The 14,163-nt window shown below is 65.1% G+C and carries 13 protein-coding genes; 5 read left to right on the forward strand and 8 right to left on the reverse strand.

From position 1 onward, the window contains the following. Positions 1-7: 7 nt before the first annotated feature. Together ACTIFK_RS18660 and ACTIFK_RS18665 are read right to left on the reverse strand one after the other, a co-directional pair. On the reverse strand, positions 8-1,075 hold the full coding sequence (locus ACTIFK_RS18660; RefSeq protein WP_439544532.1) for a MaoC family dehydratase: 1,068 nt from the start codon (positions 1,073-1,075) through the stop codon (positions 8-10). A 236-nt stretch (positions 1,076-1,311) separates the two neighbouring features. Continuing rightward, positions 1,312-2,202, reverse strand: a complete 891-nt coding sequence (locus ACTIFK_RS18665; protein ID WP_439544518.1) for an HpcH/HpaI aldolase/citrate lyase family protein — start codon at positions 2,200-2,202, stop codon at positions 1,312-1,314. 169 nt (positions 2,203-2,371) lie between these two features. Between ACTIFK_RS18665 and ACTIFK_RS18670 the strand changes: the two genes are divergently transcribed. Together ACTIFK_RS18670 and nhaA are read left to right on the forward strand one after the other, a co-directional pair. Next, positions 2,372-3,154 (forward strand): bifunctional hydroxymethylpyrimidine kinase/phosphomethylpyrimidine kinase, encoded by a 783-nt coding sequence (locus tag ACTIFK_RS18670; RefSeq protein WP_439544519.1) that lies wholly within the window; start codon positions 2,372-2,374, stop codon positions 3,152-3,154. A gap of 68 nt (positions 3,155-3,222) precedes the next feature. Next, positions 3,223-4,431 (forward strand): Na+/H+ antiporter NhaA, encoded by a 1,209-nt coding sequence (gene nhaA / locus ACTIFK_RS18675; RefSeq protein WP_439544520.1) that lies wholly within the window; start codon positions 3,223-3,225, stop codon positions 4,429-4,431. A gap of 67 nt (positions 4,432-4,498) precedes the next feature. On the opposite strand, the gene ACTIFK_RS18680 is transcribed toward nhaA, so the two are convergent. After that, the gene (locus ACTIFK_RS18680) at positions 4,499-6,034 is read right to left on the reverse strand and encodes a SulP family inorganic anion transporter (protein WP_439544521.1); all 1,536 of its coding nucleotides are present in this window, start codon (positions 6,032-6,034) and stop codon (positions 4,499-4,501) included. 303 nt (positions 6,035-6,337) lie between these two features. On the opposite strand from ACTIFK_RS18680, the gene ACTIFK_RS18685 reads away from it, so the two are divergent. Further along, positions 6,338-6,976, forward strand: a complete 639-nt coding sequence (locus tag ACTIFK_RS18685; RefSeq protein WP_439544522.1) for a carbonic anhydrase — start codon at positions 6,338-6,340, stop codon at positions 6,974-6,976. Positions 6,977-7,048: 72 nt separating this feature from the next. Here the strand turns inward: ACTIFK_RS18685 and ACTIFK_RS18690 are convergent, their stop codons facing one another. From ACTIFK_RS18690 to ccmA, 5 genes are read right to left on the reverse strand one after another with little or no spacing between them, the layout of a single operon-like run. After that, positions 7,049-7,678: a DsbE family thiol:disulfide interchange protein gene (locus ACTIFK_RS18690; RefSeq protein ID WP_439544523.1), complete on the reverse strand. Its 630-nt coding sequence runs from the start codon at positions 7,676-7,678 to the stop codon at positions 7,049-7,051. Continuing rightward, positions 7,668-7,862 carry a heme exporter protein CcmD gene (gene ccmD, locus ACTIFK_RS18695; protein ID WP_439544524.1) on the reverse strand — a complete coding sequence of 65 codons (195 nt, stop codon included), beginning with the start codon at positions 7,860-7,862 and terminating at the stop codon, positions 7,668-7,670. Before ccmD ends, ACTIFK_RS18690 begins: the two co-directional genes overlap by 11 nt. 4 nt (positions 7,863-7,866) lie before the next feature. After that, positions 7,867-8,619 carry a heme ABC transporter permease gene (locus ACTIFK_RS18700; RefSeq protein WP_439544525.1) on the reverse strand — a complete coding sequence of 251 codons (753 nt, stop codon included), beginning with the start codon at positions 8,617-8,619 and terminating at the stop codon, positions 7,867-7,869. Between the two features lie 54 nt (positions 8,620-8,673). Further along, positions 8,674-9,342 carry a heme exporter protein CcmB gene (gene ccmB, locus ACTIFK_RS18705; RefSeq protein WP_439544526.1) on the reverse strand — a complete coding sequence of 223 codons (669 nt, stop codon included), beginning with the start codon at positions 9,340-9,342 and terminating at the stop codon, positions 8,674-8,676. Further along, positions 9,339-9,995: a heme ABC exporter ATP-binding protein CcmA gene (gene ccmA, locus ACTIFK_RS18710; protein WP_439544527.1), complete on the reverse strand. Its 657-nt coding sequence runs from the start codon at positions 9,993-9,995 to the stop codon at positions 9,339-9,341. The genes ccmB and ccmA overlap by 4 nt, the downstream gene beginning before the upstream one ends. Positions 9,996-10,210: 215 nt before the next feature. On the opposite strand from ccmA, the gene acnA reads away from it, so the two are divergent. Both acnA and ACTIFK_RS18720 read left to right on the forward strand, forming a co-directional pair. Further along, a complete protein-coding gene (gene acnA / locus ACTIFK_RS18715; protein ID WP_439544528.1) occupies positions 10,211-12,940 on the forward strand; it encodes an aconitate hydratase AcnA in 2,730 nt (909 codons plus the stop codon). A 77-nt stretch (positions 12,941-13,017) separates the two neighbouring features. After that, a complete protein-coding gene (locus tag ACTIFK_RS18720; RefSeq protein WP_439544529.1) occupies positions 13,018-13,827 on the forward strand; it encodes a DUF1223 domain-containing protein in 810 nt (269 codons plus the stop codon). The last annotated feature ends 336 nt before the right edge of the window (positions 13,828-14,163 follow it).

The following is a 14,163-nucleotide window of genomic DNA, read 5'->3' on the forward strand; positions in this document are numbered from 1 at the left end:
GCCAATGCTACTTCGGCAGCACCAGCCAGACGTCGAGATCGAGGATCACGCCGTCTTCGTATTCGCCGCTGTCCTTCTTGAACGGCAGCGCCGCGCAGTCCTGGTTCTTGACCGCCACGAGGCGGGTCCTGAGCGCGCCGACGTCGGAACGTCCTGGTAGCTCAGCCTTTTCCAGCACTTCCGACCAAGCATAGACCGTGTCGCCCGCGAACAGCGGCGCCACATGCCGCCCGCCGTTGATCGCCGCGATGTGGAAGGCGTTGTTCAAGCCGTTGAACGACAGGGCGCGCGCGAGCGAGATCGGGACGCCGCCGTAGACGATCCGCTTGCCGAACCGGCCTTTGGACTCCGTGTGCTGATTGAAATGCACCTTGGCGGTGTTCTGGTAGAGGCGCGTCGCCATCTGGTGCTCGGCCTCCTCGAGCGTCATGCCGTCCACGTGATCGATGCGCTCGCCGACTTCATAGTCGCCCCAGCGGTAGGGAGCGCCGCCCTGAGCGAAATTGTAGGCGCCGATGTCGAGCATCGGCACCGCGCCGCCGATGTCCTTGGGATCGACGCGATCGGAGAGCTTGGGAACGACGGCTACTGGCGCGGGCGAAGCCTTGTCCCGCTTCCGCACCATCACCCAGCGCGTGTATTCGAGCACGATCTCGCCGGTCTGATTGCGGCCCGTCGAGCGCACATAGACCGTGCCCGTCTCCTTGTTGGAATTCTCCTTGAGGCCGATCACTTCCGAAACGGTCGACAGCGTGTCGCCAGGATAGGCGGGCTTCAGGAAGCGCCCTTCGGCGTAGCCGAGGTTGGCGATGGCGTTGAGCGAGATGTCGGGCACCGTCTTGCCGAACACGACATGGAACAGCAGCAGGTCGTCGACCGGCGAGCTCGGGTAGCCGATGGCGCGGGCGAATTCGTCCGAGGATTGAACCGCGAAACGTGGGCCGTAAAGGCTGTTGTAGACCGCCACGTCACCTAGCGTAATCGTACGCGGCGTCGCGTGGTTCAGGATCTGCCCGACGCTGTAATCTTCGAAGAAATTGCCTGGGTTGGTCTTGGTCATCGCTCGCGTCCAAATTTGATCTGGAGCGTCCTATGCCATTTTTGTCACGCCGGCGCGAGTGCGCCAATTCGCTCGCCATCGGCGCGCCCCTGACCTGCCTCCCTCGAAGCGAAACACTAAACCGTTGTGAAATTCGCTACGGCGTTCCTCCCCCCTATGTGGGGGAGGCTAGGAGGGGGGGATTCCAGAACATCGGCGGTTGGGATTCCCCCCACCCCTAACCCCTCCCCACAAGGGGGAGGGGAATAACCCTAAAACCAGTCCTCGATCTCTTTCACCGAGTTGGCGATGGCGACCGTGCGCTTGGCCTGCACGAGATGCAGGCGCTCGACCATCTTGCCGTCCACCGTGATGACGCCCTTGTTGGCGTTCTCCGTCTCGTCAAAGGCGCGGATGATCTTCTTGGACCAGGCGACCTCCTCGTCCGAGGGCGAGAAGATTTCATTGCAGGGCGCCACCTGCGAGGGATGGATGAGCGTCTTGCCGTCCATGCCCATCGTGCGGCCGTGGTCGCACTCGTCGCGGAACCCCTTCTCGTCTTTGAAGTCGTTGTAGACGCCGTCGATGATATCGAGCCCGTAGGCGCGCGCCGCAACGACCGCCATGGCGAGCCAGGGAACGACCGCGAAGCGGTCATGCAGCGCCCGCGCCCGGCTTTCCTTCAAGAGATCGTTGGTGCCCATCACCAGACACACCAGCCGGTTCTCCGGATCGGCGCCGACGGCGGCGATGGCTGCGGCGTGCAGGATGGCGTGCGGCGTCTCCATCATCGCCCACAGCTTGGTCTTCTCCGGCGCGTTGACCGACTTCAGGATTTTCGCAGCGCTGATGATGTCGCCGGGATGCTGCACCTTGGGAATCAGGATGGCGTCCGGCGCCGCGCTCGCAGCCGCCAGGATGTCGGCAGCCCCCCAGGCCGATTCGAGCGCATTCGGCCGGATGATGACCTCGCGCCGGCCATACCCGCCCTCCTTGACCGTCGCGCAGACCTTTTGCCGGGCTTCGACCTTGGCGTCGGGCGCGACCGAGTCCTCGAGATCGAGGATCAGGGCGTCGGCCGGCAGCGATCGCGATTTCTCCAGTGCACGCTCGTTGGCGCCGGGCATATAGAGAACGCTGCGTCGGGGACGGATGGGGGCCATGCCGGGGTGCCTCGTCGGTTCGTCGTAGTTGCTGCGATGCAAAAATAGATCAAATGGCCTGCGTCACCAACGCGACGATTGTTCAAGGTCCGGCTTTTCCTCTGCGGAAGAAAATGAGACTGAGATGGCCACTGTCGTAGCACTGTCCTCACACGTTGCCCGGAGTGCCGTGGGCTTGCGAGTCATCGTGGCCGCGCTCGAACGGATGGGCCACGAAACGGTGTCATGCCCCACCATCGTCCTCTCCAATCATCCGCGGTATCCCCAATGCGCGGGACGCGCTGTCGCGCCCGAAGTTTTGGTCGAAATGTTCGCCGCGCTCGACGCCAATGGCTTGCTGGCGGACGTCGACGCCGTGCTGACGGGCTACCTGCCCTCCGCCGCGCATGTCGCCGCCGCGGCCGATCTCATCTCGCGGGTCCGGAACCGGCGGCCGGAGGCCCTCGTCGTCTGCGATCCCGTTTTTGGCGACGATCCCAGCGGGCTGTTTCTCCCTGAGAGCGTCGCCGAAGCCGTCCGCGACCGGCTCCTGCCGCTGGCCGACGTGGTGAAGCCGAACCGCTTCGAGCTATCCTATCTCTCAGGCCGCCCTGTCACGACCCCCGCCGAGGCCGTCAGCGCCGCGCGGTCGCTCAACCGGCCGGTGGTGCTCGCCAGTTCGATCCCGCATGGCGATCGGGCCCTTGCCAATGTGGTCGTCACGGCCGGCCGCGCCGCATACGCCTCGGTCGGGCGCGAGGAGGGCGTGCCACGCGGCACCGGCGATATTCTGGGTGCGCTTCTCACGGGACACCTTGCCGCCGGCCGCGACGCGTTCGAAAGCGCGTCTCGTGCCGTCGCGGGCGCGGGCCGGATGATTGCCGCCAGCCGCGGCCACAGCGAATTGCAACTCGCCGACTCCGCGGCGTGGCAAGCCTCGGACGTCCCGGCCCTGACTGACATCGCCGGCTAACATGAATTGACCCCCTCCCGGCATTGCCGCAAAAAGGCTCCCAGCATTCGCAGAGGGATACGAGGCAGATGGCTGGACGACTCCAGGGCGCGTTGAAGTTCATTCACCACGAGGCCGCAGGAGGGATAATTCTCTTGATCGCCGCCGTCGTGGCGTTGCTTCTTGCCAATTCGCCCCTCGCGTCGACCTACGACGCGCTGCTTCACACCCACGTTTCCGTCCAGGTCGGCGAGATGGGGCTCGACAAGACCCTTCTCCACTGGATCAACGACGGCCTGATGGTCGTCTTCTTTTTCCACGTCGGTTTGGAAATCAAACGCGAGCTGGTCGAAGGCGAGCTGTCGAGCGTCAAGCAGGCGGCGCTGCCCGCCATCGCAGCGCTGGGCGGCATGATCGTCCCCGCGCTGGTCTACCTCGCCATCAACTCCGACAACCCGGTCGCGTTGCGCGGCTGGGCCATCCCGACGGCAACCGACATCGCCTTCGCGGTCGGTGTGCTGGCGCTCGTCGGATCGCGCATCCCGGTATCCTTGAAAATCTTCCTGCTCGCGCTCGCCATCATCGACGACCTCGGCGCGATTCTCATCATCGCCGTCTTCTACACCGCCAATCTGTCGCTCACCGCGCTCTCGCTTGCGGCCGTGGGCGTTCTTGCGCTGATCGCCCTCAACCTCCGCAACGTCACGAGCACCGCCGCTTACGTGCTGGTCGGGGCGTTCATCTGGCTCTGCGTCTTGAAATCCGGCGTGCATGCGACGCTCGCCGGTGTCGTGACGGCCTTCGCCATCCCGCTGACGCGCATCCCCAACGGCGGCGGAGTTCCCGTTTCGATGGCGGTCAAATTGCAGGACGCTTTGCATCCTTGGGTGACGTTCGGCGTCCTGCCCGCGTTCGCGTTTGCAAACGCCGGCGTCTCGCTAAAAGGATTGACGCCCGAGCAGCTGTTCGCGCCGATCCCGCTGGGCATTGCGCTCGGTCTCCTGATCGGCAAGCCGATTGGCGCCTTCACGTTCGCGCGTGCGGCGATTGCGATGGGCCTCGGCACGCGCCCCGAGGGCAGCTCCTGGGGCCAGCTCTTCGGCGTGACGATCCTTGCCGGCATCGGCTTCACGATGAGCCTGTTCATCGGCATGCTCGCCTTCCCGGAGCCGGAGCACGCGGCCGACATCCGCATCGGCGTTCTTGCCGGATCGATCTGCGCGGCCGTGATCGGTTACCTGATGCTGAGCCGGATGCAGCCGGCCCATCCTGTTCCGGTGCCAACGCGCCGCGACTGACGGATACAAAAAAGGCCGGAGCAAGCTCCGGCCTTTTTCATGATCTCAGGTCCGTGCTCCAGTCGGCCTAACGGCCGGTCGCCTCCGCGCGCGCCTTGAGGCTGCTGCGGTTCTGGTACTTCTGCGTCAGCCCATCCCATTCGATATCGAGCGAGCCGCCGCTGATCTTGTGCTGCCGGTCCCAGTTCGTCAGCAGGTCGATGCAGGCGTGATCGATGTAGTCGAGATCGCCGATGTGGATGTGGACGTTGCTGTTCGGCTTCAGCTGCTCGAGTTCGCTCGCAAGCAGCGGCAGGCGAATAAGCGTAGCGGCGCCCTTGAGGTGGACGTCGACGCGGTTGTTCGCCGGATCTTCCACCGTGCGCACTTCGAGATGCGAGAACGCGTACAGCAGCTTGAGCAGCGACAGCACGAGGCCGGTGACCACGCCGGCCAGCAGATTGGTGGCGACGATGGTTGCGATGGTGATGAAATAGATCGCGACTTCGCTCCGCCCATACTTCATGAGCGTCGGCACGATCTTCGGATAGGCCAGCTTGTAGCCCGTGTAGACGAGCACGGCTGCGAGCGCCGAGATCGGAATGTAGTTGAGGGTGAACGGTATCGCGCTCGCGAACAAGAGCAGCCATGCGCCGTGCAGGATCGCGGAGGCGCGCGTCACGGCGCCCGCTTCCACATTGGCGCCCGAGCGCACGATCACGCCGGTCATTGGGAGCACGCCGAGGAGGCCGCAGAGCGTGTTGCCGACGCCCTGTGCCGTCAGCTCCTTGTCGTACTTCGTACGCGGACCGCTGTGCATCTGATCCACGGCCGTGGCGCAGAGCAGCGTCTCGGCGCTGGCGATGAAGGCGATCGAGATGGCGCCGATCAGGATCGGGGCCTCGAAGATGCGCATCAGATTGTCCGGCGTGGGCAGCGCGACGGTGGACCAGATGTTGTCCGGCACTTTGACATAGGTGATGTCTGTGAGGCCAAGCAGGAAAGCGGCAAGAACCGCGACGATGACGCCGACGAGCGGGGCAGGCATGACGCGCCAGGATTTGGGCGCATAGGACCAGCCGATGATCACAAGAATGGTGAGAAGGCCGATGCCGCCCGCCTGGAGGCGATGATCGCCGGCTTCGATTGCGGCCATCAGCGCACCCGGCATGCCGAGCAGGTTCTGGATGCCGGTGCCGATCGGCTTGCCGTCCAGCATGACGTGAAATTGCGCGACCAGGATGAGTACGCCGATTCCGGCGAGCATGCCGTGGATCACAGCAGGAGAAACAGCTCGGAACCACTGGCCGAGCTTGAAGGTGCCGGCCGCGAACTGCATCAGGCCTGCAAACAGCACGACGACGCCGAGCATCTCGACGCCGTTGGCCTGCACGAACTGCAGCACCAGAACCGAGAGGCCAGCGGCCGGTCCGCTGACCTGCAGCGGCGATCCGGCGATGGAGCCGACCACGAGGCCGCCGATAATGCCGGTGATGATGCCGGCCGTCGGCGGCATGCCGGATGCGATCGCGATGCCCATACAAAGCGGCAGAGCGACGAGGAAGACGACGACGGACGCGAGCAGATCGCGCCCGATGGTGTCCGAAATGGGTTGCGTGGTCATGCAGTATTACGCCGCGTTTTCAACGCTCGGCGCCCCCTGGAGTGTGCTGCGGCATACGGCCCATGCGGCCCGAAGCCGCGGGACGATAGCGGCTGGCCCTGCCTCCCGCAACCAAATCGCAGGCCGTCCCGATCCTTAACCCCGGCTGTTGAGTCGGGGCGCAATGCCGATGATCCCGCGCGGTGCGACGATTGCAGAGTAGCGCTGCGCCGCGCCTGCGCTAAAACTTTGGGCAACCGGCGGGGCACGTTCTGGGTCTTGCGGACGCCGGATCAACAACCGTCGCGCGAGGATCCCTCCAAAATGTCGAGCTTCCCCGAAGAACTTACGGACCGCTTCCGCCGCTTCAAGCATCGTCACTTTGTCCCCAACGCGGATCAGTACGAGGAGCTTGCGACCTATGGGCAGGATCCCAAGGTCATGGTCATTTCCTGCTGCGACAGCCGCGTCGACCCCGAAACCATCTTCACGGCCATGCCGGGTGAGCTGTTCGTGGTCCGCAACGTGGCCAACCTCGTCCCGCCCTACGAGACCGGCGGGCGCTATCACGGCGTCTCGACCGCGATCGAATTCGCGGTCATGAACCTGCGCGTCAAGCACCTGATCATCATGGGTCATTCGGGCTGCGGTGGCATCAAGGCGGCCCTCGACCAGAGCGCGGCGATCCAGACCGAGGCGATGTTCATATCGCGCTGGATGTCGATGCTGGACGACGCGCGCCTGCGCGTCCTCTCCTCGCACCAGATGGCGCCTGCGGCCGAGAAGTTGAAAATGCTCGAGCTGGAAGGCATCAAGACGTCGATCAAGAACCTGCGCACGTTCCCGTTCGTCAAGCAGGTCGAGGACAAGGGACGGCTGTCGCTGCACGGCGCCTACTTCGACATCGCCTCCGGCACGCTGAGCGTTCTCAACCACTCGAAGGGCGAGTTCATCCCGCTTTAGCGGCGAAGCGTTCGCGATCTACGCGTACGGAAACCGGCGCCCACCCCAACGGAAGTTAGGGTGGGCGTTTTTTTATGGGGTGGCGGGCGCGGCTTGCGCGGCGGCGATGGCCGGCAGCAGCTTGGTCTTGAGGCTGTCCTCTGAGATCGGCCCGACGTGCTTGTAGGCGATCTGCCCGCGTCCGTTGATCACGAACGTCTCCGGCATGCCGTAGACGCCCCACTCGATGGCGCTGCGCCCCGTCCGGTCCGTGCCGACGGCGGTGAACGGATTGCCGTAACGGCCGAGGAAGCGGCGGCCGGCCTCGACCTGATCCTTGTGATTGACGCCGTAGATATCGACGCCGGACCGCGCCTTGAGCTCGATCAGCAGCGGGTGCTCCTCGATGCACGGCACGCACCACGACGCCCAGAAGTTCACGACCGATACGTGTCCCTTGGCGAGATCGGAGGCATGGAAGCCCGGCACCGGCTGGCCGTTGTCGAGCAAGCCTTCGAGGGCGGGGAAGTCCGTCTGTGGCACAGGGCGCCCGATCAGCGCCGAAGGAAGCTTGCTCGGATCGCCGGTCTTGAGAGCAAAGGCAAAGAGACCGACCATCGCGACGAAGATCAGCACCGGAGCCATCATCCAGCCGGCGCCCCGGCGGGGCGGAGCGGCAGTGTTTGCAGCGGCTCCGTCGCCAGCCAACGGGTCACGCGCCATGATTGCCTCGCACATCCGGGCGCGCGTCGGCCGAGCGGCGCTTGAGCCCGCGGCGCTCCGCGTCGGCCAGCGCATTCGCTTGCCGCCGGGCGTCGAACAGAGTCCAGCCGATCAGCAATCCCACGATCAGCACGAAGGCGCCGTAGGAGCCCCAGATGAAGGCCGCGTGCGGTCCGAGATCCATGTGTCTACTCCGCCTGCGCCGAAAACAGCCGGTCGCCACGCTCAACTTCGGCAAGCCGCATCGTCTTGACGCGACGCCGCAGGATCTCCGTCTGCATGCTCTTGAGATGCAGGGCGATGAAGAGCAGCGTGAACCCGACGGCCGACAGCAGCAGCGGCGTCCGCATGCTCGCGTCCACCGTCGAGGTGAAACCGGTCGAGGGCTGGTGCAGCGTGTTCCACCAGTCGACGGAGAATTTGATGATCGGCAGGATGGCGACGCCCACAAGGGCGAGAACCGCCGTCAGCTTCCCGGCCAGCGCCTCGTCCTCGAGTGACGAGCGCAGCGCAATCAGGCCGAGGTAGAGGAAGAACAGGATCAGCACCGACGTCAGCCGCGCATCCCACACCCAGTAGGTGCCCCACATCGGTTTGCCCCAGAGCGAGCCCGTGATCAGTGCGGCGAGCGTGAACGCAGCGCCGATCGGCGCCGCGGCCTTGGCCGAAACGTCGGCCAGCGGATGGCGGAACACGAGCAGGCCGAAGCTCGACAGCGCGACGATCGAATAGCCCATCATCGCCAGCCATGCCGACGGCACGTGGATGTACATGATCTTCACGGTCTCGCCCTGCTGGTAGTCCGGCGGCGCGACGAAGAACACGAGATACATCGCATAGGCGATGAACAGCACCGCGCCCCCGGCGATCCACGGCAGGATCGCGCGCGAGATCTCCATGAAGCGGGTGGGGTTGGCGAGGCGTTGAGTGAGTGTTTGCATGGGCCCCATGTAACGGTTCGCGGTCTGTCCTGCAATTCGCCCCTAACGCCGTCGTTAGGACATTTGAAGGCGGAGGGCGGCCGCCGACGCGAACGGCCCGGCCGCGATCGAGGCGAGCGAGATGGCCGTCAGGATCAGCAGGGACGCGCCGGCGCCATCCTGCCCGAGGCTGGCGAACCCGATGGCGGAAATGCCGAAAATCAGGGTCGGGATATAAAGCGGCAGCACCAGGAGGGCGAGCAGCAGCCCGCCGCGCCGCGACCTCAGCGTTAATGCCGCGCCGATGCTGCCGAGGAAGCTGATCGCCGGCGTTCCGGCCAGCATGGTCGCGACGAGCATCGGCGTCAGCCCGATATCGAGGTTGAGCATGAGCCCGAGCACGGGCGCCATCAGCGCCAATGGGATTCCAGTCGTGATCCAGTGCGCCAGCGCCTTCGCCCCGATCGCGAGTTCGAGCGGGAGGGGCGCGGTGGCCATGACTTCCAGCGACCCGTCCTCGTGGTCGGCTTCGAGCATGCGCGGCAGCGACAGCAGCGCCGCCAGCAGCAGCGCAATCCAGAGCACGCCGGGGGCGATGCGCGAGAGCAGCTTGAGATCGGGCCCGAGTCCCAGCGGCAGCATGGCGACGACGACGAGATAGAAGCCGAGCGCCGTGCCGAGCGCCGCCCCTTCGCGCGCGGCAAGCGTGAGATCGCGTTTGAGAAGAGCAAGAAAGCCGCTCATGCCGGCGCCTCCGGGCTCGCGCCGAGCCGAAGGTACCTTGGCTGTTCGAGGCCGAGCGGCAGATGCGTGGCGGCGATGACGATCCCTCCGCCTGCGGTGTGAGCTTGGATCAGGCGCGCCAGAAGTTCGGTCGACGCCGTATCCAGTGAAACGGTCGGCTCGTCGAGCAGCCAGATCGGCCGCGCCGCGACGCAGAGCCGGGCCAGTCCCAGTCGCCGCTTCTGCCCGGCCGACAGCAGGCCCGCCGGAAAATCCGCGAGCCGCGACAGGCCGAACTGTTCGAGCGCGTCGTCGACCCTGTCCGCGAGGCCGTCGCGACCGCCCGCACCGTCGGCAAGATAGGCGCCCCAGAACGCGAGGTTCTGTGTCACGGTCAGGTTCGCCTTCACGCCGGTCAGATGCCCGACGTAATGGCAGCTCTGTGCGACATCCCGATCCTCGGAGTCGCCTTTGAGCGCAACGTGTCCGCTCGATGGACGAATGAAACCGGCGATGGTGCGGATAAGCGTGGTCTTTCCGGCGCCGTTCGGACCGACCAACAACAGCGCTTCCCCGGCCTTGGCCGTGAAGGACAGTGCCGAAATCACGGGTCGTGTCCCGCGTTCGACGGTCAGATTGTCGGCATGGAGAAGCAAGGACTGGACCGCGTGCAACGGCGCGTAGCTGCGCCTGCGACAGAAAAGAAAAGTGCAAAACCAACGAGCAGTGCTGCGCCGTTCTGAACTTTAGTCGCCTATATAATTTGCTTGCTTCCGAATTCGCTACTGCAAAAAATGAGCGAGAGTAGTCTTCTGCGTCGCGGCATGCCGGATGGCATGGTCCCACGTCCGTAGTCTTTCAAATTCAATCTGACTCATGGAGAACAAACGTGAGCGCTCCGACGACTGTGACGACTGCGCCGGCATCCCTCGATAGCTTCAAGTGCCGCAAAACGCTCTCTGTCGACGGCCAAGCGTACGTCTACTACTCCCTCCCCGAGGCGGAGAAGAACGGTCTCACCGGAATCTCGAAGCTGCCCTACTCCATGAAGGTGCTGCTGGAGAACCTGTTGCGCCACGAGGACGGCCGCTCGGTGACCAAGGCCGACATCGTCGCCATGTCGGAGTGGCTGACGAACACGGGCAAGGCCGAAAAGGAAATCGGCTTCCGTCCCGCCCGCGTGCTGATGCAGGACTTCACCGGCGTGCCCGCGGTTGTCGATCTGGCGGCGATGCGCGACGGCATGCTGACGCTCGGCGGCGACGCCAAGAAGATCAACCCGCTCGTGCCGGTCGATCTCGTCATCGACCATTCGGTCATCGTCGATGCGTTCGGCAACGCCGATGCCTTCGCCAAGAACGTCGAGCTCGAATACGAGCGCAACGGCGAGCGCTATGTGTTCCTGAAGTGGGGCCAGGATGCGTTCGCGAACTTCCGCGTCGTGCCGCCGGGCACGGGAATTTGCCACCAGGTGAACCTCGAATATTTGGCGCAAACGGTGTGGACGGCGGTCACACCGGAGGGCGACACCCTCGCCTATCCGGATACGCTGGTCGGCACGGACAGCCACACCACGATGGTCAATGGGCTCGCGGTCCTCGGTTGGGGCGTAGGCGGCATCGAGGCCGAGGCGGCCATGCTCGGCCAGCCGCAGTCGATGCTCATTCCCGAAGTGATCGGCTTCAAGCTCACCGGCGCATTGAAGGAGGGCGTCACCGCGACCGACCTCGTGCTCACCGTCACGCAGATGCTGCGCAAGAAGGGCGTGGTCAACAAGTTCGTCGAATTCTACGGCCCCGGCCTCGACCATCTGACGCTTGCCGACCGCGCCACGATTGCCAACATGGCGCCCGAGTACGGCGCCACCTGCGGCTTCTTCCCGGTCGATGGCGAGACGCTCAACTACCTCACGATCTCCGGCCGCGAGGCGGCCCGCATCGCCCTCGTCGAGGCCTATTCCAAGGCGCAGGGCCTGTTCCGCACCAAGGAAGCGGGCGATCCTGTGTTCACCGATACGCTCGAACTCGATCTCGCGACCGTCGTGCCGTCCGTCGCCGGCCCGAAGCGCCCCGAAGGCCGCATCTCGCTTCCGGACGTCAAGGCGGGGTTCTTGGCCGCGCTCGAAACCGAATACAAGAAGCCGAACGAGCAGGGCAAACGCGTCCCCGTCGATGGCCACGGCTACAAGCTCGGCCACGGCGACGTCGTCATCGCCGCCATCACGAGCTGCACCAACACGTCGAACCCGTCGGTGCTGATCGCGGCTGGATTGCTGGCACGCAACGCCGCCGCGAAGGGCCTCAAGGCCAAGCCGTGGGTCAAGACCTCGCTCGCGCCGGGCAGCCAGGTCGTGGCGGCCTATCTCGAAAAGGCGGGCCTGCAGAAGCACCTCGACAAGGTCGGCTTCAACCTCGTCGGCTTCGGCTGCACCACCTGCATCGGAAACTCCGGCCCGCTTCCGGCCGAGATCTCGAAATCGATCAACGACAATAGCCTCGTCGCGGCGGCCGTTCTGTCGGGCAATCGCAACTTCGAAGGTCGCGTCAGCCCGGACGTGCAGGCGAACTATCTGGCCTCGCCGCCGCTCGTCGTCGCCTACGCGCTCGCCGGCACCGTGGTCCGCGATCTCTCGACCGAGCCGCTCGCCACCGGCAGCGATGGCAATCCGGTTTATCTGAAAGACATCTGGCCCTCGAACAAGGAGGTGCAGCAGTTCATCGCCGAGAACATCACGCGCGATCTCTTCAAGGCGCGGTACGCCGACGTGTTCCGTGGCGACGACATGTGGGCGACCATCCGCACCAGCACCGGCCTCACCTACGGCTGGGACGACAAGTCCACTTACGTCCAGAACCCGCCCTACTTCCAGGGCATCACGAAAACGGCGGTGCCTCTTAAGGACATAGAGGGCGCGCGCGTGCTCGCGCTCTTTGGCGACAAGATCACGACCGACCACATCTCGCCCGCGGGCTCCATCAAGGCGGCGTCTCCCGCCGGCAAGTACCTGCTCGACGAGGGCGTCCAGCCGGCCGACTTCAACCAGTACGGCACGCGCCGCGGCAACCACGAAGTGATGATGCGCGGCACGTTCGCCAACATCCGCATCAAGAACCACATGGTGCGCGACGCCTCCGGCAACGTCGTCGAGGGCGGCTACACGATCCACCAGCCGACCGGCGAGCGCCTGGCCATCTATGACGCCGCGCAGCGCTATGCGTCGGAGGGTGTTCCCCTCGTCGTTTTCGCCGGCATCGAATACGGCAACGGCTCGTCGCGCGACTGGGCGGCCAAGGGCACGAACCTGCTCGGCGTAAAGGCGGTCGTCGCCCAGTCGTTCGAGCGCATCCACCGCTCCAACCTGGTCGGCATGGGCATCATTCCGTTCGTCTTCCAGGCGGGCTCGGGATGGGAGGCGCTGGGGCTCGACGGCAGCGAAAAGATCACGCTCCGGGGCCTCGCCGACTTGCGGCCGCGCCAGATCGTGGAGGCCGAGATCGAAAAAGCGGACGGCAGCAGCCTGACCGTGCCGTTGATCTGCCGTATCGATACCCTCGATGAACTCGAATACTACCGCAACGGGGGCATCCTCCAGTATGTGCTCCGCAACCTCGCCGCTTAACCGGAGGGGCGCCTCTGGACTGGACCGCGCGGCGGGCTGATCCTATGACTCGCTCCGAAGCTTCCTTCGGCGGGATCATGCAGCAAGCACACGCGTGGAATGCCATCGCCGTCCTCAGCCGCACGCTCGCCGTGGCGGCGGGGCTTGCCATTGTGGCGTTCAGCGCCGCCGCTCAAGACAACACAATGCCCTCCGGGGCGTCCCCCCAGTCGTCGCTCCGGCCGGATCCTCCCCGCGCCGTCATCGAGCTGTTCACGAGCCAGGGATGCGCCGACTGTCCGGCGGCGGATGCACTTCTGAAGGACTATCTCGACAAGGAAAACATCGTCGGGCTGACGCTTCCCGTCGACTACTGGGACTATCTCGGCTGGAGCGACACGCTCGCCGCGCCGCGCAACGCTGAACGCCAGCGCCAATACGCCCAACGCCTCGGCACCGGCACCGTCTACACGCCGCAGGCCATCGTCAACGGCGCGGCGGAAGTTCTGGGGTCCAGCCCGTCGGAGATCGAGCGCGCCATCAGCGCCACCGGCACGGCGCTCGCCAGCAGCCGCGTGCCGCTGCACTTCTGGCACTACGGCAACGCGATCATCATCGAGACCGGCTCAGCCCCGCGCGATGCCGAACCCAAGGAATCGACGATCTGGCTGGCGGTGGTGCAGAAGTCGGTGAACGTGACGATCAAGGGCGGCGAGAACAAGGGCAAGACGCTGACCTACTACAACGTCGTGCGCGAGCTGACACCCGTCGGCTTGTGGAATGGCCGTCCCGCCACGATACGCTTGGCGCGCGCCGCGATCATGCGCCCGGAGAGTGAAGACCTGATCGTGCTCATTCAGGAACCCGACTCCGGCCCCATCATCGGCGCCGCCCGATTGGGTGATTGAGGCTGTAGCAATCCGCCGGCCATCTCTCCGGACGAGCGACAACCTCTACTTTCATCCGGCCTTGTGCTTACAGTGCTTCCGGAAAGTGGGAACCGGTCATGGCGAAGCCATGCCAGCAACGTGTCCGGTAAGAAGCACGGCAAATCCGATCATACGGAATCGCAGCGCTTTCCCCCTCCCCCTAGCGGGGAGGGGTTAGGGGTGGGGGGAGATACAAAGCCAACGTTGTTTTCTGGCGTGGGCCCCCCCCCCCCCCCCCCCCCCCCCCCCCCCCCCCCGGGGGGGGGGCAAAACACCGGAGACCCAGGGACAGGTTAAAAAAACACCACAACACGC

It is taken from the genome of Hyphomicrobium sp. (genome assembly GCF_051860585.1).
GTDB lineage: Bacteria > Pseudomonadota > Alphaproteobacteria > Rhizobiales > Hyphomicrobiaceae > Hyphomicrobium_C.

Bases quoted from the DNA above. Each gene is read 5' to 3' on its own strand.
- ACTIFK_RS18720 (WP_439544529.1), top strand. From the start codon at position 13,018: ATGCAGCAAGCACACGCGTGGAATGCCATCGCCGTCCTCAGCCGCACG.
- nhaA (WP_439544520.1), top strand. From the start codon at position 3,223: ATGGCTGGACGACTCCAGGGCGCGTTGAAGTTCATTCACCACGAGGCC.
- ACTIFK_RS18690 (WP_439544523.1), bottom strand. From the start codon at position 7,678: ATGGCGCGTGACCCGTTGGCTGGCGACGGAGCCGCTGCAAACACTGCC.
- ACTIFK_RS18665 (WP_439544518.1), bottom strand. From the start codon at position 2,202: ATGGCCCCCATCCGTCCCCGACGCAGCGTTCTCTATATGCCCGGCGCC.
- ccmD (WP_439544524.1), bottom strand. From the start codon at position 7,862: ATGGATCTCGGACCGCACGCGGCCTTCATCTGGGGCTCCTACGGCGCC.
- ACTIFK_RS18700 (WP_439544525.1), bottom strand. From the start codon at position 8,619: ATGCAAACACTCACTCAACGCCTCGCCAACCCCACCCGCTTCATGGAG.
- ccmB (WP_439544526.1), bottom strand. From the start codon at position 9,342: ATGAGCGGCTTTCTTGCTCTTCTCAAACGCGATCTCACGCTTGCCGCG.
- ACTIFK_RS18680 (WP_439544521.1), bottom strand. From the start codon at position 6,034: ATGACCACGCAACCCATTTCGGACACCATCGGGCGCGATCTGCTCGCG.
- ACTIFK_RS18685 (WP_439544522.1), top strand. From the start codon at position 6,338: ATGTCGAGCTTCCCCGAAGAACTTACGGACCGCTTCCGCCGCTTCAAG.